Raw genomic sequence first — 18,560 nt, 5'->3', positions numbered from 1 at the left:
CCGCCATGATCGCCCGCACCCGCCGATTACCGAAGCGACCGCATCGGCGCTTCCGGCAGCGTGGGATGGACATGACCGAGCAGCAGCAGCAGGAGCAGCCCGCACCCGAAGAGGACAAGCGCAAGCCGTGGTGGCGGCGGCTGGACCTCGGGATCCAGTGGTCGTCGACCGGGTTGGCGGTGACCGGGACGGGGCTGGTGGCCGTGGTCGCGGTCGTGGCCTGGTGGGTGTTCGTCCACCAGCCCAAGACCGAGGTGCCGCACCTGACCGGCCTGCAGCAGGCCGCCGCCGAGGAGCAATTGCGGGCCAAGGACCTCGTCGTCAGGGCGACCGTGCCCGAGCCGTCGGCGCTGCCGCCGGGCTCGGTCGTGCGCTCCGACCCGCCTGCCGGGACGCGGCTGGACGACGGCGCGGGCGTGATCCTCTACCTGGCCGTCCCGGCGGGGAGCGCGCCGCCGCCGATCACCAGCGTGACCACCCTGACCAGCCCGCATGGCCAACCCGGCCCCGGTCCCGGTCCGGGCCCCGGCCCTGGTCCCGGCCCCGGTCCGACCGGTGGCCCGACCACCCGGGCGACTGGTGGCGGGCAACCGCCTCGGCCGACCACGACGACCACCACCCCCCGGGCACAACCGGTCCACCTGCAGACGAGCATCGTCGTCGGCCGCTACAACTGGGTCGACCTCGACACCGGCGCCTACAGCCCGTCGCACGGCGGCGACCTCTACTTCGGGCAGGACGCCAACACCCTCGCCTTCCACCTGCAGCCCATGTCCCCCGGCGGGGCCGCGGTGGTCGGTCAGGTCTCGCCGGAGCACCGGACGTGCGCGACCGCGAAGACCTCGAGCGCGGAGATCCCGGCGGACGACCTGCCCGTGGGCACGGTGGTCTGCGTGTGGACCGACGAGGGCCGCCCCTCGGCCGTGCGGATCACCGGGACCAGCGAGGGGCCCAGCGGACGCAACCTCCACATCGACTACACGACGTGGGAGGTCTCCTGACCCCAGCGCGCCCGCCGCGCCGCGCGGCGGAACACGCGCAACAGGACGGTGCCGGTGGCCAGCACCAGGACGACGGTCGTGATCGCGCGGCCGATGTCCCATCCCAGCGAGGTGGCCAGGCTGAACGCGACGAGCCGGGCGAGGTTGTCCCAGACCGGGTCGCCGGGGACGAACGACAGCTCGGTTCCGGTGCCGAGCGCGAACGGCCAGAAGGACAGGTTGAGGAGCATCCCGTAGACCAGGGAGGCCACCATCCCGTAGCAGGCCAGCATGGCCAGCTCCACCCGGCCCCGGGCGCGCGGCAGCAGCCCGGCGACCAGCCCGACCCAGGCCGCGCCCAGCATCTGGTAGGGCAGCCACGGCCCGATCCCGCCGGTCAGCAGCGCCGAGGCGAACAGGGTCGTGTTGCCGAGCACCCACCCGAACCCGGGCCCGAACACCCGCCCGGCCAGCACGATCAGGAAGAAGACGGTCTCGATCCCCGCGGTCCCCGCCCCGAGCGTGCGGATCGCCGCCCCGAGCGCGCTGAGCACCCCGAGCATGGCGACCGCCTTGGCGTCCATCCCGCCCTCGCTGACCTCAGCCAGCACGACGGCCAGGGCGAGCGGCAGCAGCAACGCGAAGGTCAACGGCGCGTCCCCGCCATGGGCCACCCCCGCGCCGGGATCGACCAGCAACGGCCAGCAGAACGCCGCGATCCCCAACACCCCGGACAGCCCGACGGCGACCGCCGCCCGCGGCCCCATCTGCACCACGCCTGCCCGCTCCCCCGACCTCCGCCGCGGATGGACAGCCACCTCGCGAGCCCGCATCACGCCACCGAGCCCGCCTCGGTCCGCGCGCCTCACGCGGACTCCAGGGCCGTGCGGACGTCGGTGACGGTGAGCCAGGGTGCCGGGGCCAGGACCTTCGCCACCTGGGGGGCGAAGACCGGCGAGGCGGTGACGACCTCGGCGGCGGGTCCGTCGGTGACGATGTCGCCGTCGGCCATGACCACCACCCGCGTGGCGGTCTCGGCCACGAACTCGACGTCGTGGGTGGCGAGGAGGACGGCGTGGCCCTGCGCGGCCAAGGCGCGGAGGGCTGTGGCCAGGCGGGTCTTGGCCGGGTAGTCCAGGCCGCGGGTGGGCTCGTCCAGCAGGAGGACGTCCGGCGCGGGGGTGAGGGCGATCGCCAGCACGAGGGCCAGCCGCTGGCCCTCGGAGAGGTCGCGGGGATGGCTCTCGTCGGCGAGGCCGGGCGCGAGGTCGTCCAGGATCGTCCGGCAGGTGCCCGCGGGCTTGGCCGACTCGCGGTCGGCCTGGGCGCACTCGGCGGCGACGGTGTGCAGGTACAGCAGGTCGGCGGGGCGCTGGGGCACCAGGCCGACGCGGGCGCGGCGGCGGGCGGGCTTGAGCGCCGCCGGGTCGGACCCCGCCACCTCGACGGTCCCGCCCGCGCGCTTCCCCGTGCCCTGCAACGCCCACAGCAGGCTCGACTTGCCGGACCCGTTGCGGCCCATCAGCGCCACCCGCTCCCCCGCGCGCACGGTCAGCCCGGCCGCGCGGACCGCGTGGGTGGCGCCGTAGCGGACGCTGACGTCCGACGCGCTCAGCAGCACATCCCCGAGCACCGCCTGCTCGACGACCGGCCGCAGGGTCGCCAGCCGTTCGCGCAGCGGACCGGCCTTGCGGCGCGCGTCCCGGATGGACACCGGGGGCGGCGACCACCGCGCGAGCTGGCCCAACCGCACCACCGGCGGCGCGACCGGCGCCTCGGCGAGCACCGGCCCGGGATCGCCCAGCACCGGGGCCCCGGCAGCGCCCGGCAGCCACAGGACGCGGTCGGCGTACTGGGCGACCCGCTCCAGCCGGTGCTCGGCGATCACCACCGTCATGCCGAGGTCGTGCACCAGCCGGTGCAGGGCGGCCAGGACGTCCTCGGCCGCGCCGGGGTCCAACGCGCTGGTCGGCTCGTCGAGCACCAGCACGCGCGGGTGGGCGGTCAGCGCCGCGCCGATGGCGACCCGCTGCTGCTGCCCGCCGGAGAGGGTGCTGAGCGTGCGGGCCCGCAGCTCGGCCAGGCCGAGCAGGTCCAGGGTCTCCTCCACCCGCTTGCGCATCACGGCCTCGGGCAGCGCCAGCGACTCCATCGAGTACGCCAGCTCCTCCTCGACGGTGTCGGTGACGAACCCGGCCGCCGGGTCCTGCCCCACCATGCCGACCACGTCGGCCAGCTCGCGCGGCGGGTGATCGCGGGTCGTGCGCCCGTCGACCACGACCCGCCCGGTCAGCGTGCCGCCGGTGAAGTGCGGGACCAGGCCGTTGATCGCGCGCAGCAGGGTCGACTTGCCCGCCCCCGTGCCGCCGATCACCAGGCACAGCTCGCCCTCGGGCAGCTCGAAGTCCACACCGGACAGCACGGGTGTGTCGCCGTAGGCGAAGGAGACGTTCTCGAAGCGGATCACGCGGGCACCTCCGGACGCCGCAGGGCGATCGGCGCGAGCGCGACGAGGACGCCCACCGCGGGCAGCAGCGGCAGTTCGGGCCACACCAGCGGGACGGTCTGCGGCACCAGCACCGTGCCCATGACCTCGGCGACGACGGTCACCGCGATCGCGGCGACCCCGGACGCGGCGATGAGCCCGGCGGGCACGCTCCACCGGTCCGGGCGGTACATCGTGCGCCGCACCCGCCGCGCCCCCAGCCGCAGCCCGGCGACGGCGAGCAGGGCGCCCGCCACGAGCATCGGCAGCCCCACGACCGCAGGCGCGCTCGCGTCGAGCAGCCCGTACGCGCCCACGCACAGCCCGAGCAGCCCGCCCACGACCAGCGCGGAGGTGAGCAGCCGGGTGCGCGCGGGCAGCCCGGCCGTGCGGCCGTAGCCGCGCGAGTCCATCGCGGCGGCCAACGTCAGCGCGCGGTCCAACGCGTCCTCCAGAACGGGAACGAGCAGCGTCCGGACGGCCCGCCTGCCCCGGGCCGGGTCGCCGCGCAACTGCCGGGCGCGCCGCACGTCTCGCGCGGCCACGGCCAACTGCGGGGCGACGGTCAACGCCACCACGACCGCCACGCTCACCTCGTACAGCGCGGCGGGCAACGTCTTGAGCAGGCGTTTCGGGTTCGCCAGCGCGTTGGCCGCGCCCACGCAGCCGAGCAGGACCGCCAACTGCAGTCCCTGGTAGACGGCGTGGGCGAGGCCCTCGGCGCTGACCGGGCCGCCCAGCCGGATGTCGCCGGTCCAGTCCGGCAGCGGCACCTCGGGCAGCGCGAACAGCTCCGTCGGGCCGGACGTGCCGCCGATCAGGACGTGGAACAGCACCCGGATCGCGATCACGATCAACCCGAGCTTGAGGAACATCCCGTACGCCGCGGCCCAGGGCGCGGCCGTGCGGCAGCGCATGACGACGTAGCCCGCGACGACCGCCACCAGTCCCAGCAGCAGCGGGTTGGTGGTGCGCGCGGCCACGGCCGCCAGTCCGAGCGCCCACAGCCACCACGCCCCGGGGTGGACCGTCACGGGTCGGCCTTGGCCCGCCGCCGCGCCGCGCCGATCGCGAGCCCGCCGATCAGCACCACGGCCGCCGCGCCGATGAGGAACGACGTCGGCGCGCCGCCGTCCTCCCGCTCGGCCGCGCTCGGCGCCACCTCGGCGCTGACCGGCCCCGACGTCGTCGGGTCGCCCGCGGGCTGGCCGGTCGTCGTCGCGCTGGTCGTGGGTTGGCCGGATGCGGTCGTGGTCGCCGCGCTCGTGGTCTGGATCGTGGTCGCCTGCGGGGTGGTGGTCCGCTGCTGGCCCGACGGCGCGGGTTTCGCCGGAGCGCCCGGCCGGGTGGTCGCGGTCGGCTCGGGCGCGGGCGGCGGCGGCTTCGGGGCGGGCGCGGGCGCGGGCGGCGGCGTGCCGGGCGGGCTGCCCGCGCCGAACGCCCAGCCCTCGACCGTTCCCGGCGCGGGGTCGCGGTATCCGGCGCCCGTCGAGCTGTAGGTCCACGACCCGCCGCGGGTGGCGTACCAGTACGACCAGTACGCCGTGGTCGGCGGCGGCCGCCTGCACGCCTCCGCAGCGGGCTGGCCGTTGATCTTGCAGACCATGCCCGGATGGCTGGACACGCCGGTGTAGCCGAAGCCCGCGCCGGACAGCGCGCCCATGCCGCTGGAAGGGTCGCCGGGCGCGCACGCGACGCGCGTGCCGCCGCCCAGAGAGCCGAAGTCGACCACAACGGTCACGCCCGCGGTCCCCGAGCAGGCCGCAGCCGCCGCCGAGGGTGCCCACACCACGGTGGACGCGGTCGCGACCAGCGCCGCGACCAGCGCGGACAGCCGGGTCACGACGCGTGTCGGCGGCGGACGACGAACAGCAGGCCCGCCCCGCCGAGCACCAGCAGCGCGCCGAGGCCGACGGCCGGACCGACCTCCACGCCGGTGTCGGCGAGGTCGTCGATGTCGGCGGCGGGCACGACGCCGCCCTTGGTGGTCGTCGTGGCCGGAGCGGTCGTGGTCGCCTGCTTGGTCCCCGGAGGGGTGGAGGACGTCGGCTGGGTGGCGCAGGTGAGCCCGCGCGCGTCGGCCGCCGCGCCGTCGGCGCTCACCTCGGCCAGCGAGACGCCCGCGATGCCGGGAATGGCCTGGGCGGTGGCGCGGGCGGCGCGGGAGTCGAAGCCGCCGTCGTCGTAGGCGATCGCGCCGCGGGCGGCGGCCTTGCCGGAGCAGTCGACCTGGCGCTTCAGCAGGTAGGTCACGGCCTTGGCCGCCGCGGCGTCGCGCCCGCCCACGGCCAGCGCGGTCGCGGCGAGGCCGGTGCTGTTGGCGTTCACGCCCGGGGTCGGGTCGCTGCCGGGGAAGCCGCCGTCGGCGCGCTGCTTGCCCTCCAGCCAGTCCAGCGCGGCGGAGGCGTCGCGGCCGACGGCGACGAGCGCCTGGACGGCGTACCCGGTCGCGTCCACATCGGACACGCAGGGCTCCTGGTCGATGAGCAGCCGGAAGCCGCCGTCGGGGCAGGCCTTGGCCAGGAAGTCGACCGCATCGGCAGGCGCGCCGCCCGCGCGGTGCAGGGCGAGCACGGCCAGCGCCTGGCTGATGCCGTTGCTGTAGTCGCCGTACTGCGACTTGTCGCTGAACCGGCCGGAGTCGGTCTGCAACGCGGTGAGCCGGGCGATCAGGTCGACGCCGCCGAAGTCGGTGGGGTCGGCGCCCTGCGCCTGGGCGACGAGCGCCAGCTTGGCGTGCGCGCCCGCGTACGCCTCATCGCCCTCGCCGAGGTAGGCGCCGCTGTTCGCGGCCAGCCACGCGGTGGCCGCCGAGGCGGCGTCCTGGGCCACTCCCCCGGCGTCGAGGGCCAGGACGACGTCCGCGGTCAGGCCGTGGTCGGGGTAGGCGGTGCCGTCGAACGTGGTGGTCATGTGGGTGCCGTCGGCAAGCTGGCCCGCCAGCCAGCTCGCGGCGGCCTCGGCCGGTCCCGGTTGCTCGTCGGCGGCGGCGACCGGCGCCGTCCCGACGACCAGTGCCAACGCGATGGCGACTCTCGCTGCCGTGCGCACGCCCATGTGTCACGCCCTTCAAATGGCGCGAACGAAGCCCGGTTGCCAGGCCCCGACCCGCTGTCCTCGACGGTGTCCGGAGCAGGTCGCGTCCTCGGGTGTTCGGGCTCGCCACGAGTGGCCTACCGTTGCGGGTCAGCGCCGGACTTCGACCGGTCTTCCCCCTGGGGACGCGAGTACTCGACTGCGGATGATACGTGACCGGACGGCCGTCTCCGCGACGAATCCCATGAGATGGAGCACTCCCGACGGGAGATCATACGGACGTGACCGACAGCGCCGACGAGCCGACCGTCGTCTTCCGGGGCGGGACCGTGTGGACCGGGACGGGCCGCACGCACGCCCTCGCCGTGCGGGGCGGCCGGGTCCACGCGCTCGGCGACGCCGCGCTGATCGGCGACCGCGCGGCGGAGATCGACCTCGCGGGCGGCTTCCTCATGCCCGCGTTCGGCGACGGCCACGCGCACCCGGTCCTCGGCGGCCTGGAGCGGCAGGGCCCGCTGGTGACGGGCCTGGCGAGCGTGGCCGAGATCGTCGAGGCGGTCCGGGTGTACGCCGAGGCGCACCCGGACGTGCCGTGGATCGTGGGCGCGGGCTACGACCCGACGCTCGCCCCGGACGGGGTCTACGACGCCCGCTGGCTCGACGCCGTGGTCCCGGACCGCCCGGTCGTGCTGCGGGCGGGCGACTATCACGCGGTGTGGTGCAACTCCGCGGCGCTGGCGCGGGCCGGGGTCGAGGACTCGACGGTCGAGGGGATCGTGCGCTCGCCGCTGGGCACGCTGCGCGAGTGGGCGGCCTGCGATCTCGTGCTGCGGCTGATCCCGCCGGGCCTGACCGACCTGGGCGCGGCCGTCCGGCACGCCTACGCCGCCTACGCCGCCGCCGGGGTGACCTGGGTGCAGGACGCGTGGGTCGACCTGGACTCCGGGTTCGCCGACGCCTACCTGGCCAACCCCGGCCTGCGCGTGGCGTTGGCGCTGCGGGCCGACCCGGACCACTGGCGCGACCAGCTCCCCCTGTTCCGCGCCGAGCGCGAGCGGGTCGCCACGGACCTGGTCAGCGCGCACACCGTCAAGTTCTTCACCGACGGCGTGATCGAGACCGAGACCGCCGCCCTGCTCGCCCCCTACGCCCACTCCTGCGGGCACGGCACGCCGGTCTGGCCGCGGACTGAGCTGCTGGCCGCGGCGGCCGCCGTCGACGCGGCGGGCTTCCAGCTGCACCTGCACGCCATCGGCGACGCGGGCGTCCGGCTGGCATTGGACGCCGTCGAGCACGCGACCGCCGTCAACCCGCCCCGCGACCGGCGGCCGGTGATCACCCACGTGCAGCTGGTCGACCCGGCGGACGTGCCGCGCTTCCGGGAGCTGGGGGTGATCGCCAACCTGCAGCCGTACTGGGCGCAGCTGGACCCCGCCCAGACCGAGCTGACGATCCCGCGCCTGGGACCCGACCGGGCCGCCGCCCAGTACCCGATCAGGACGCTGACGGCGACGACCCGGGTGTCCTTCGGCAGCGACTGGCCGGTGGACTCGCTGAAGCCGCTGGAGGGCGTCCAGGTCGCCATGACCCGCCAGACCCTCGCCGGCGACCCGCCCGGCGGCTGGGTGCCCGCGGAGCGCATCGACGGGGAGACGGCCTTGGCCTGCTACACGGCCGGGACCGCCTATCAGGCGTTCGCCGAGCACGAGCGCGGCACGCTCGCCGTGGGCAGGCAGGCCGACCTGGCGCTGCTGTCCGAGGACCCCACGACGGCCGGGCGCCCCGCGGACGTGGCGGTGCTGGGCACCTGGCTCGCGGGGCGCCGGGTCTGGGGCTAGCGGAACAGCCGGGCCGGGACGGCGTCGGCGACGGCCTGGTAGCCGGTCGGGTTCAGGTGCAGGTGGTCGCCGTCGTCGTAGGCGGGCAGCAGGGCGCGCGGGTTCCGCGGGTCGCGGACGGCCCGGTCGAGGTCGATGACCGCGTCGAAGCGGCCGCTGGCGCGGATCCAGTCGTTGACCTGCTGGCGCGCGGCCTCGCGGTGGCCGCCGGGGTCGTCGTAGCCGGTGTGGCCGCCGAAGGGCAGCAGGGTCGCGCCGTACACCCGGATGTCCTGGGCGTGGGCGCGGACGATCAGCTGCTCGTATGCGGCGATCAGGTCGTCGGCGACCTGCTTCTGCGCCGCCTCGGTGGGCGCGGCCGTGCCGAGGTCGTTGACGCCCTCGAACACGATCATCCACCGGACGCCGCTGTGGGCGAGCACGTCGCGGTCCAGGCGGGCGAGGGCGTTGGGACCGAGGCCGTCGTTGAGGACGCGGTTGCCCCCAGCCGCCTGGTTCAACACGGCGATGTCCGCTGTGGACGGATGTTCCTGGAGCCGGGCCAGCAGCCGGTCGGGCCAGCGGTTGTTGCCGTTGGTCGTGGAGCCGCGCCCGTCGGTCAGCGAGTCGCCCACGATGGCGACCGCGCTCGCCCTGGCCATGACCTCGACGCCGCTGAGGAGGTACCAGTGGTCGGTGGGCGTGGCGCCCGCCAGGTCGGGGCTGGCGACGTGGTTGCCGCGCAGCAGGTGCGATGTGGTGCGCGAGCCGGGGTGGGAGGTGACCTCGTTCGTCGCCTGCCCGTCGGCCAGGTACACCGACACCGCCAGGTTCTCCTGCGCGCCGAGCGGGAACGGGAACGGGTCGGAGACCACCTGCGCCCCGACCGGGACCACCGTGGACGTCTTGCCGTGGAACGTCACCTGCCGCGCGGTCGCCGCGTCGATCGCGCTGACGCCCGCCTGCCCGCCCGCGGGCTTGGCCACCGACACCGCGGTGATCGGCAGCGCGGCGCCGCCGAAGGCGTTGGAGAACCGCAGCCGCACGGTCCGCCCGCCGATCGAGGTGTGGACGGTCTGCCGCAGCGTGGTGTCGGCCATGACCAGCCCGTCCTCGGTGAACGGCGCGGGCGGCAGGTTGTGGGGCTCGGTCAGCTGCGGCATGGCCGTCCACGTGTGGACCCACCGGGCGTGGTGGGCCGGTTCCGGTCCGGGGCGTGCGGCCACGGGCGACGCGGCGACCGCCGCCGCTGCCAGGCCGACGATGGCGACGATCGAGGACACCCTGCTCATGGCCGCACGCTCCCTGATCCGGTTGTGGCCTACCTACGGCAGTTCGAGGCTTCCTTCAGCGAGTCCTGCAGGGCGAAGTACGCGGGCTTGCGCGTCAGGTCGTCCCACATGACGGTGGCCGCGCCCTCGGCGGGGAAGAACACCGGCACCCACGAGTACTTGTCGGTGAAGCCCCAGATGGTGAACGAGTCGCAGCCGCGCACGCTCAGGCAGGCGTCGAGGGTGCGCTGGTAGTACTCGGCCTGCGTGGCCAGCTGCTCGTCGGTGGGCGTGCCGCTCTCGGGCAGGTCCATGCGCACGTCCAGCTCGGTGATCGCGGTCTCCAGGCCCAGCCGGGAGAAGCGGCGCAGGTTGTCGGCGAGGTCGGCGGGGAAGCCGTAGCGCATGCTCAGGTGCGCCTGGGCGGAGAAGCCGTCGACACGCACTCCCTGGGCCCGCAGGTCCTTGATCAGCGCGAGGTAGGCGTCGCTCTTGGCGTTGATGCTCTCCACGCCGTAGTCGTTGAAGAACAGCTCGGCCTTCGGGTCGGCCTCGCGGGTCCAGCGGAAGGCGTCGGCGATGATCCCGGGGCCGAGCTCGCGGATCCAGATGTTCTCCTGCGTGCGCAGGTTGCCCTCGCCGTCGAAGATCTCGTTGGCGACGTCCCACTGCTGGATGCGGCCCTTGTACCGGCCGACCACGGTGAAGATGTGCTCGCGCAGGATCTCCCGCAGTTCCTCCTTGGAGAACCCGCCCTGCTCCAGCCACGCCGGGTTCTGGCTGTGCCAGAGCAGCGTGTGGCCGCGCACGACCTGGCGGTTGCGGCGGGCGAAGTCGACGATGGCGTCGGCTGCGGCGAAGTTGTAGCGGTCGCGCTCGGGGTGGATGTACTCCCACTTCATCTGGTTCTCCGGCGAGACCGAGCTGAACTCGCGGGCCAGCGCGGCGCGGTAGGGCTCGTCGCTGGTGAACGGGTCGGGGTAGGGCTGGCTCTCGTGGTGGCCGCCGCCCGCGACCGCCGTGCCGATGACGAAGCCCTTGGGCGCCGCGGCCCGCAGCGTGTCCTTCTTGGCGTGGCCGGGCGGCTGGTGGCGCTCGAGCGACGCGGCCGTGGCCGGGGCGACGAGCGGGATCGTGAGCGCGGTGGCGAGCAGAGTGGTGCCGACAATGCGGAGGGGCTTCATCGCGTCTCCTGCGTTCGGGGTGAACCCCAGCGATATAGTTTCGGAATATTCCGGAATACGATGCCGCGGAACGCTAGATTGCCCGCTGTGCGACCGTCAAGACCCGAACGGTCGGAGAAGGAGGACGCCGTGGCCAGCCAACGACCCGCCGTGACGATCTCGGACATCGCCGCGGCGGCCGGGGTGTCCGCGCCGACGGTCTCGCGCGTGCTCAACGGCCGGGGCGACGTCGCCGCGGCCACCCGTGAGCGGATCGAGGCCCTGCTGCGCGACCACGGCTACCGCCGCAGGGGCGGGCAGCAGGCCGCCATCGGCCTGCTCGACCTGGTCTTCAACGACCTGGACAGCCCGTGGGCCGTGGAGCTCATCCGGGGCGTGGAGGACGCGGCGCACGCGGCGGGCAGCGGCACCGTGGTCTCGGCCATCCACCGGCGGGCCAGCTCCACGCGGCAGTGGCTGGACAACGTCCGCTCGCGCGCGAGCGACGGGGCGATCCTGGTGACCACCGACCTCGACCCCGCGCTGCACGCCGAGCTGCGCGAGCTGCACGTGCCCGCCGTGGTGGTCGACCCCGCCGGGGTGCCCAGCCTCGACGTGCCGACGATCGGCGCGACCAACTGGGCGGGCGGGCTCAGCGCGACCGAGCACCTGATCCGGCTGGGGCACCGCCGGATCGGGTTCGTCTCCGGCCGCGCCGAGCTGTGGTGCAGCCGCGCCCGGCTGGACGGCTACCGGGCGGGGCTGGAGACCGCGGGGCTGAGCGTCGACCCGGCGCTGATCGTGCCGGGCGAGTTCGACTACGAGTCCGGGTTCCGCGCCGGGGAGCGGCTGTGCGCGCTGCCCGAGCCGCCGACGGCGGTGTTCGCCGCGAGCGACCAGATGGCGCTGGGCGTCTACGAGGCGCTGCGGCGGCGGGGCCTGCGGGTGCCGGAGGACGTGAGCGTGGTCGGCTTCGACGACCTGCCCGAGGCCCGGTGGTCGTCCCCGCCGCTGACCACCGTGCGCCAGCCGATGGCCGAGATGGGCAAGCTCGCCGTGCGCACGGTGCAGCGGCTGCTGCGCGGCGAGGAGATCGACAGCCCGAGGGTGGAGCTGGCGACCGAGCTGGTGGTCCGGGACAGCACGGCGCCCGCCGGTCGTTGACAGCGCGACGGGCGCGCTTCTAGATTTCCGGAAACTTCCGGATGTCCGAGGAGGCGTCCCATGTCCCGATCCCGTCGCCTGGCCCTACTCTTGGCCGCCGTGACGCTCCTGCTCGGCGGGTGGACCGCGACCGGCACGGCGAGTCCTCGGCCAGCCTGGGTCGGCACGTGGGCCAGCGTGCCCACGGCGACCCCGGTGTCCGGGACGGCGGAACTGCGTGACGAGACCGTGCGGCAGGTGCTGCGCACCAGCATCGGCGGCGACCAGCTGCGGCTGCGGCTGACCAACGAGTTCGGCGACGTCGCGCTGCGGGTCGGCGAGGTCAGGGTGGCGCTGCGGGCCGGGACCAAGGGCACCGACATCGATCCGGCCACCGACCGGGCCGTGACCTTCGGCGGCCAGCGCTCGGTCACCATCCCCGCCGGGTCTCCCCTGCTCAGCGATCCGGTGGCGCTGCGCCTGCCCGCGGCCGCCGACCTGGTGGTCAGCATCTACCTGCCGGACACCACGCCGGTCACGACCGTGCACGGGTTCGCCTACCAGGAGAACGTGATCGCGGCGGGCAACGCCACCGACGACCGCTCGGTCACGGTCACCGAGACGATCACCCAGTGGTACTTCCTGTCCGGGGTCAGCGTCCGAACGCGACAGCCGCACGCGAAGGCGGTCGTGGCCCTGGGCGACTCCATCACCAACGGTTTCGAGACCGCCGTGGGCGCCAACCACCGCTACCCGGACCTGCTGGCCGAGCGCCTGCGGCACACCGGGGTGCTCAACCTCGGCGTCGCCGGCAACCGGCTGCTGCACGACCCGAACCCGCCCGCGGGCCATCCCGCCGAGGCGTACGCTGCGTACTTCGGACAGAGCGCGCTGCGCCGGTTCGACCGCGACGTGCTGGCCCAGCCCGGCGTCGAACACGTCATCGTCCTGCTGGGCGTCAACGACCTCGGCCACCCGGGCACGTCGGCGCCGCTGTCCGAAGTGGTGACCGCGGAGCAGATCATCGGCGCGCACCGGCAGCTGATCACCCGGGCGCACGAGGCGGGCCTGCGGATCCACGGCGGCACGATCCTGCCGTTCAAGGGCGACACGCTCGGCTTCCACAGCCCCGAGAACGAGGCCAAGCGCCAGGCCGTCAACGAGTGGATCCGCACCAGCGGCGAGTACGACACGGTCATCGACTTCGACGCGGCGCTGCGCGACCCGGCCGACCCGTTGCGGCTCAGGCCCGAGTACGACAGCGGCGACCACCTGCACCCGAACGACGCGGGCATGGCGGCGCTGGCCGCGGCGGTCCCCGCGCGGCTGTTCCGGTGACGATCACCCCGGTGGCTACACCGGATCGTGACCTGGCTAGCATCCGCCGCGCACCTCAACCGAGGTACTGGGGACCTACGGAGAATCTGGGATTTCTGAATGACCATTGAGACGCCTGACCAGTCGAGCGCGCCCACGAAGAAGCCGAGCGTCGCCAAGCGGATCCTCGGGTTCGTCGTCGCGCTCGTGGTGGCGGGCGGCGTCGCCTACGCCGTCAACTACTTCAGCAGCGACGCCGCGCAGACCAAGGCGGGCGACTGCGCGAGCGTGACCGGCACGACGAGCGCGCCGGAGTTCAGCACCGTGGAGTGCACCGCCCCGGAGGCGAACTACACCGTCGGCAAGGTGCTGTCGTCCACTTCGGAGAGCTGCGGCGAGGGCTACGACGAGTACACCGAGACCGCGCGGCGCGGCCCGGACTCCAAGCTGTGCCTGGCGCCGAGGCTGGTCGCTGGCGAGTGCCACCAGTTCTCCGGCTCCACCACGATGGGCTACCCGAAGGTCCCCTGCTCGACCCAGGGCGCGCTGAAGGTCACCGAGGTCACCGCCGAGGCCGACTGCGCCGAGGGCACGCCGCTGGCGTACCCGGAGCCGAAGGTCGTCTACTGCCTGACCCAGCCCACCGAGGCGTAACCGCTCTCCCCGAAGGCCCGGCACCCGTGCGTGCCGGGCCTTCGGCGTTCCCCGGAACGGACCTATACGTGAATCTGTTTCACGCGTAGGGTCGGCCCTCATTCCGGTGAGGAGGAGGCCGCCATGCCCCGACGTCCAGTCATCCTCGGGATGGCCCTGCTGGCCGCCGTCGCCGTGCTCGGCACGCCGCCCGCGCAGGGCGCGGAGCCGGGCGCCGACGTCGGGGTGATCGGCGAGCCGTTCCGCGGCACCCTGCCCGACGGCAGCGTGGCCGGTCTGCTCGACGCGCACAACCACGTGATGTCCGATGTGGCCTTCGGCGGCAACCTCATCTGCGGCAAGGTCTTCGACGCCAGGGGTCCCGCCGCGGCGCTCCAGGACTGCCACGACCACGAGCCCAACGGCGAGTTCGCCTGGTTCGAGAACTTCACCCGGCACGGCAGCCCGGTCGGCACGCACGACCCCACCGGCTGGCCGACCTTCACGGACTGGCCCGCGCACGACTCGCTGACCCACCAGGCCGCCTACTACAAGTGGATCGAGCGGGCCTGGCGCGGCGGCCTGCGGCTGATGGTCAACCACCTGGTCGCCAACCGGCAGCTGTGCGAGATCTACCCGCTGAAGAACAAGCCGTGCGGGGAGATGGAGTCGCTGCGGCTGCAGGCGCGGATGATGCGCGACCTGGAGGCGTTCATCGACGCCGAGAACGGCGGGCCCGGGCGGGGCTGGCTGCGGATCGTGCGCGGCGAGGCCGAGGCGCGGCAGGTCATCGAGAGCGGCAGGCTGGCCGTACTGCTGGGGGTGGAGACCTCCGAGCCGTTCGGCTGCAGGCAGGTCCTGGGCGTGCCGCAGTGCACGACGGCCGACATCGACCGGGGGCTGGACGAGATGCACGCCCTGGGCGTGCGCTCGATGTTCGTCTGCCACAAGTACGACAACGCGCTGTGCGGGGTGCGGTTCGACTCCGGGGCGCAGGGCGTGTTCGTCAACGCGGGCAACTTCCTGAGCACCGGCCGGTTCTGGCAGGCCAGGACCTGCACGGGCGAGCTGGCCGACAACACCGTCACCCCCGACGGCGTCCTGCCGGACCCGATCGCCCCGCTCGTCCCGGCGCTGCCGCTGTACCCGCCCGCGCCGCACTGCAACGTGCACGGGCTCAGCGCGCTCGGCGAGCACATGGTGCGCGGGATGATGGAGCGCGGCATGCTGATCGAGCTGGACCACATGAGCGTCAAGGCCGCCGACCGCACGCTGGACATCCTGGAGGAGGCGGACTACCCGGGCGTGGTGTCCTCGCACAGCTGGAGCGACCCGAAGCTGTTCCCGCGCATCTACGCCCTCGGCGGCATGGTCGCCCAGTACGGCCACGGCGCTGGGGCGTTCGCCGAAGAGTGGCGGCGCAGCGAGCCGGTCCGCGACCAGTACGGTGTGGACGGCTACGGGTTCGGCATCGACGCCAACGGCATCGGCGGCCTGCCCGGCCCGCGCGCGGGCGGCGACCCGGTCACCTACCCGTTCACCTCCGCCGACGGATCGGTGCGGGTTGAGCGGTACACGATGGGCGAGCGGACCTGGGACATGAACACCGACGGCATGGCGCACTACGGGCTGATGCCGGACTGGATCGAGGACATCCGCAAGGTCGCGGGCGCGGAGATCGTCGACGACCTCGTCCGCGGCGCGGAGTCCTATCTGCGCACCATGCGGGCGGCGGAGGCCCACGTGCCGCCGGTCCCGTTCGCCGGGACGGCGACGGCGAGCAGCACGGAGTTCAACCTCCTGACCGACCTGCGCCCCCGGCACGCCGTCGACGGGGACATGCGGACCCGCTGGGCCAGCACCAACCGCGACGGCGAGTGGCTGCGGGTCGACCTCGGCCAGCCGCGACCGGTGAGCCGCGTGGCCCTGCACTGGGAGGCGGCCTACGGCGCGGACTACCGCGTCGAGACGTCGGTGGACGGGAGCACCTGGCAGACCGCGGCCGCGCTGTCCGGCCGCACGGGCGGCCTGGACGTGGTGACCTTCCCGCCTACGACGGCGCGCTACGTCCGCATGCAGGGGGAGCGCAGGGGCACACGGCACGGGTACTCGCTGTATGAGCTGCGGGTCTACTGAATCTCGCTGGCCTGAGCCGGGCGGTCTGGTCGACGATGACGGCGTGCACGTGTACCTGGAGACCCCTCGGATGGTGCTGCGCCGGTTCACCCCCGCCGACGTGGACCTCATCGTCGAGCTGGACAGCGACCCCGAGGTGATGCGGTACCTCTCCGGCGGCAGGCCGACGCCGCCGGAGGAGGTCCGCGACGAGATCATCCCGAACTGGCTGTCCTACTACGACCGCGGCGACTTCGGCTTCTGGGCGGCGATCGAGAAGACGACCGGCGCGTTCCTCGGCTGGTTCCACTTCCGCCCCCACCCCGACGGCGACCGCGACGGCGTCGAACTCGGCTACCGCCTCCGCCGCGCGGCATGGGGCTTGGGCTACGCCACCGAGGGCTCCCGCGCCCTGATCGAGAAGGGCTTCACCGAACTGGGCGTCGACCGCATCTTCGCCGAGACGATGACGGTCAACACCGCCTCCCGCCGCGTCATGGCCAAGGCGGGCCTGCGGTACGTGCGCACGTTCTTCCAGAACTGGCCCAACCCCATCCCCGGCGACGAACACGGCGAAGTCGAATACGCCCTGACCCGACACGAGTGGGAGCAGGCCCCGACACGCTGAGGCCGCCAGCCCCAACCGCAGTGGGGTCGCGACGCGCTGAGGCTGCCGACCCGGCCGGAGTGCAGGTGGGCACCGGGCGTCGGGCCCGCCGACCCGGCTGGAGTGGAAGCAGGACGCGAAACGCTGAGGTCGCCAGCCCCGGCCGGAGCGCAGGTGGGGCGCCGGGTGGTCAGGTCGCCGACCCGGCCGGAGTGGAGGTGAGGCACCGGGTTTTGGTCGCCGAGCCAGCCGGAGCGGAGGGCACGACGCGAACCGTGGAGGCCACCACCCCTGGCCGGACCGGAAGCGGGACACCGGGCGTCGAGGTCGCCGACCCAGCCGGAGTGGAAGCACGAGGCGAACCGTGAAGGCCGCCAGCCCCGGCCCGAGCGGGAGGGGGCACCGGGCGTGAAGGTCGCCGACGCAGCCGGAGCGGGAGCACGAGGCGAACCGTGGAGGCCGCCAGCCCCGGCCGGACCGGAAGCGGGGCACCGGGCGTCGAGGTCGCCGACCCAGCCGGAGCGGGAGCACGACGCGAACCGTGGACGCGGCCGGGCCTCCGGTCCGAGTGGGGGCGGTGCGCCGGCCCGAGTGAGGCGGGGCGCCGGCCCGAGTGGGGGCGGGGCGCCGGGGCGTTGAGGCCGCCACACCCGGCCGAAGTGCGAGCGCGACGCGAACCGGTGGAGGTCGCTGACCCCGGCCCGCCTGAGGCGGGGCGTTGGGGGCGGGCGGCTCGGCGAGCGCGTCCCACCTCGGTCCAGCAAGGTGGGGCTGTGGCTCTCGTGCTCGCTTTCGGCGTGGTTCTGCTGGTGAGCGTGTCGCTCTCCGGGGTGGCGGCGCGGACCGTGCTTTCGACGGCGTTGTTGTTCCTGGTGGCGGGGGCGTTGATCGGGCCGGGCGGGTTCGGGTGGGTGGCGGTGCCCGCCGACGGGGCGTTCGTCACCGGGTTGGCTGATCTCGCGCTGTTCACGGTGCTGTTCACCGACGGGCAGCGGGCCAACCTGCGGGCGCTCCGGGACGGGTGGCGGCTGTCCGGGCGGGCGTTGGGGCTGGCGATGCCGCTGACCATGCTCGGCATCGCCGTGCCCGCGCACTACCTGGCCGGGCTCGACTGGACGATCGCCCTGCTGCTCGGCGCCATCCTCTCCCCCACCGACCCGGTGTTCGCCGCGGCGATCGTCGGGCGCAAGGAGGTGCCCGCGCGCGTGCGGGGGCTGCTTAACGTCGAGTCCGGGCTCAACGACGGCCTCGCCCTGCCGTTCGTCCTCGTCTTCCTCGCCGCGGCGGCGCACGAGGACCCGCACCCGGGCACGATCGCGCTGGAGCTCGTCGCGGGGCTCGCGCTGGGGATCGTGATACCGGCCGTGGTCACCACGGCGTGGCGGCTGCGGGTGCTCACCGCGGAGCCGAGGCTGCACGCGCTCGGCCCGCTCGCCGTGGCCGTGATCCTCTACGCCACCTGCCACCTCACCCACGCCAACCCCTACCTCGCGGCGTTCGCCGCCGGGTCGACGCTGGCCACGCTGGACCCGTACGCCGCGGAGCGGTTCGAGCGCTTCGGGGACCTGCTCTCGGAGATCACGAAGTTCGCCGCGCTGCTGGTGTTCGGGGCGCTCATCACCCCCGAGCGGCTGCTGGACCTCAGCGCGGGCGCCTGGGTCGTGGCGGTCCTGGCGATCCTGGTCGTGCGGCCCGCGGCCATGGCGCTGTCGCTGGTGCGGACCCGGCTGCCCACGCCCGAGCGCGCCGTCGTCGCCTGGTTCGGACCGAAGGGGTTCGCCTCCGTGGTCTACGGCCTGCTCGCGCTGCAGTCGGGCCTGCCCGAGGCCCAGGACCTGTTCGACCTGGTCGCGGTCACGATCGCGCTGTCGATCGTGCTCCACTCCTCGACGGACGTCCCCGTGGCGAAGGCGCTGCGGGTCGAGCCGCCGGACAACCTGCCCAGCGGCGGCGACGAGGACCCCCTCGACCGCCGCGCCCCGTGAGACGGAGG

At 74.2% G+C, this 18,560-nt stretch carries 15 protein-coding genes and 1 riboswitch; of the genes, 8 read left to right on the top strand and 7 right to left on the bottom strand.

Features of this window, described 5'->3' with window-relative positions; genetic code table 11:
• Nucleotides 1-71: 71 nt before the first annotated feature.
• Nucleotides 72-1,001: a PASTA domain-containing protein gene (locus Actkin_RS15335; protein WP_258907724.1), complete on the top strand. Its 930-nt coding sequence runs from the start codon at nucleotides 72-74 to the stop codon at nucleotides 999-1,001.
• Here Actkin_RS15335 and Actkin_RS15330 read toward each other — a convergent pair.
• From Actkin_RS15330 to Actkin_RS15310, 5 genes are all read right to left on the bottom strand, one after another.
• On the bottom strand, nucleotides 977-1,747 hold the full coding sequence (locus Actkin_RS15330) for an ECF transporter S component (RefSeq protein WP_229787027.1): 771 nt from the start codon (nucleotides 1,745-1,747) through the stop codon (nucleotides 977-979). The genes Actkin_RS15335 and Actkin_RS15330 overlap by 25 nt on opposite strands.
• A 98-nt stretch (nucleotides 1,748-1,845) precedes the next feature.
• Nucleotides 1,846-3,447, bottom strand: coding sequence for an ABC transporter ATP-binding protein (locus Actkin_RS15325; RefSeq protein WP_258907723.1), 1,602 nt, complete (start codon nucleotides 3,445-3,447; stop codon nucleotides 1,846-1,848).
• Complete coding sequence (locus tag Actkin_RS15320) at nucleotides 3,444-4,499, bottom strand: CbiQ family ECF transporter T component (protein ID WP_189210193.1); 1,056 nt, start codon at nucleotides 4,497-4,499, stop codon at nucleotides 3,444-3,446. Before Actkin_RS15320 ends, Actkin_RS15325 begins: the two co-directional genes overlap by 4 nt.
• On the bottom strand, nucleotides 4,496-5,308 hold the full coding sequence (locus Actkin_RS15315) for a hypothetical protein (protein ID WP_258907722.1): 813 nt from the start codon (nucleotides 5,306-5,308) through the stop codon (nucleotides 4,496-4,498). Before Actkin_RS15315 ends, Actkin_RS15320 begins: the two co-directional genes overlap by 4 nt.
• On the bottom strand, nucleotides 5,305-6,522 hold the full coding sequence (locus Actkin_RS15310; RefSeq protein WP_258907721.1) for a prenyltransferase/squalene oxidase repeat-containing protein: 1,218 nt from the start codon (nucleotides 6,520-6,522) through the stop codon (nucleotides 5,305-5,307). The genes Actkin_RS15315 and Actkin_RS15310 overlap by 4 nt, the downstream gene beginning before the upstream one ends.
• A gap of 90 nt (nucleotides 6,523-6,612) precedes the next feature.
• A riboswitch (cobalamin riboswitch) is annotated at nucleotides 6,613-6,682 on the bottom strand.
• 100 nt (nucleotides 6,683-6,782) lie between these two features.
• Between Actkin_RS15310 and Actkin_RS15305 the strand changes: the two genes are divergently transcribed.
• Nucleotides 6,783-8,339 carry an amidohydrolase gene (locus Actkin_RS15305; RefSeq protein ID WP_258907720.1) on the top strand — a complete coding sequence of 519 codons (1,557 nt, stop codon included), beginning with the start codon at nucleotides 6,783-6,785 and terminating at the stop codon, nucleotides 8,337-8,339.
• On the opposite strand, the gene Actkin_RS15300 is transcribed toward Actkin_RS15305, so the two are convergent.
• Entirely contained in the window at nucleotides 8,336-9,610 is a 1,275-nt protein-coding gene (locus Actkin_RS15300) for an SGNH/GDSL hydrolase family protein (RefSeq protein ID WP_258907719.1), read from the bottom strand. The genes Actkin_RS15305 and Actkin_RS15300 overlap by 4 nt on opposite strands.
• 29 nt (nucleotides 9,611-9,639) lie before the next feature.
• Nucleotides 9,640-10,773, bottom strand: coding sequence for an endo-1,4-beta-xylanase (locus tag Actkin_RS15295; protein ID WP_189210188.1), 1,134 nt, complete (start codon nucleotides 10,771-10,773; stop codon nucleotides 9,640-9,642).
• Between the two features lie 129 nt (nucleotides 10,774-10,902).
• Between Actkin_RS15295 and Actkin_RS15290 the strand changes: the two genes are divergently transcribed.
• From Actkin_RS15290 to Actkin_RS15265, 6 genes are all read left to right on the top strand, one after another.
• The gene (locus Actkin_RS15290) at nucleotides 10,903-11,916 is read left to right on the top strand and encodes a LacI family DNA-binding transcriptional regulator (RefSeq protein WP_229786778.1); all 1,014 of its coding nucleotides are present in this window, start codon (nucleotides 10,903-10,905) and stop codon (nucleotides 11,914-11,916) included.
• A 60-nt stretch (nucleotides 11,917-11,976) separates the two neighbouring features.
• The gene (locus tag Actkin_RS15285; protein WP_258907718.1) at nucleotides 11,977-13,233 is read left to right on the top strand and encodes an SGNH/GDSL hydrolase family protein; all 1,257 of its coding nucleotides are present in this window, start codon (nucleotides 11,977-11,979) and stop codon (nucleotides 13,231-13,233) included.
• A 99-nt stretch (nucleotides 13,234-13,332) separates the two neighbouring features.
• Nucleotides 13,333-13,866 (top strand): LppU/SCO3897 family protein, encoded by a 534-nt coding sequence (locus tag Actkin_RS15280; protein WP_189210185.1) that lies wholly within the window; start codon nucleotides 13,333-13,335, stop codon nucleotides 13,864-13,866.
• A gap of 123 nt (nucleotides 13,867-13,989) precedes the next feature.
• Nucleotides 13,990-15,981 (top strand): discoidin domain-containing protein, encoded by a 1,992-nt coding sequence (locus tag Actkin_RS15275; protein ID WP_258907717.1) that lies wholly within the window; start codon nucleotides 13,990-13,992, stop codon nucleotides 15,979-15,981.
• Nucleotides 15,982-16,024: 43 nt separating this feature from the next.
• Nucleotides 16,025-16,588, top strand: a complete 564-nt coding sequence (locus tag Actkin_RS15270) for a GNAT family N-acetyltransferase (protein ID WP_258907716.1) — start codon at nucleotides 16,025-16,027, stop codon at nucleotides 16,586-16,588.
• A 752-nt stretch (nucleotides 16,589-17,340) separates the two neighbouring features.
• A complete protein-coding gene (locus Actkin_RS15265) occupies nucleotides 17,341-18,552 on the top strand; it encodes a cation:proton antiporter (RefSeq protein ID WP_258907715.1) in 1,212 nt (403 codons plus the stop codon).
• Nucleotides 18,553-18,560 lie beyond the last annotated feature (8 nt).

Source organism: Actinokineospora sp. UTMC 2448, from assembly GCF_024760565.1.
Lineage (GTDB): Bacteria > Actinomycetota > Actinomycetes > Mycobacteriales > Pseudonocardiaceae > Actinokineospora > Actinokineospora fastidiosa.
Note: the sequence above shows the minus strand (reverse complement) of the source record. Positions and strands in the feature narration are given on the sequence as shown.

Bases quoted from the DNA above. Each gene is read 5' to 3' on its own strand.
- Actkin_RS15335 (WP_258907724.1), top strand. From the start codon at position 72: ATGACCGAGCAGCAGCAGCAGGAGCAGCCCGCACCCGAAGAGGACAAG.
- Actkin_RS15330 (WP_229787027.1), bottom strand. From the start codon at position 1,747: ATGGGGCCGCGGGCGGCGGTCGCCGTCGGGCTGTCCGGGGTGTTGGGG.
- Actkin_RS15310 (WP_258907721.1), bottom strand. From the start codon at position 6,522: ATGGGCGTGCGCACGGCAGCGAGAGTCGCCATCGCGTTGGCACTGGTC.
- Actkin_RS15300 (WP_258907719.1), bottom strand. From the start codon at position 9,610: ATGAGCAGGGTGTCCTCGATCGTCGCCATCGTCGGCCTGGCAGCGGCG.
- Actkin_RS15295 (WP_189210188.1), bottom strand. From the start codon at position 10,773: ATGAAGCCCCTCCGCATTGTCGGCACCACTCTGCTCGCCACCGCGCTC.
- Actkin_RS15285 (WP_258907718.1), top strand. From the start codon at position 11,977: ATGTCCCGATCCCGTCGCCTGGCCCTACTCTTGGCCGCCGTGACGCTC.
- Actkin_RS15280 (WP_189210185.1), top strand. From the start codon at position 13,333: ATGACCATTGAGACGCCTGACCAGTCGAGCGCGCCCACGAAGAAGCCG.
- Actkin_RS15275 (WP_258907717.1), top strand. From the start codon at position 13,990: ATGCCCCGACGTCCAGTCATCCTCGGGATGGCCCTGCTGGCCGCCGTC.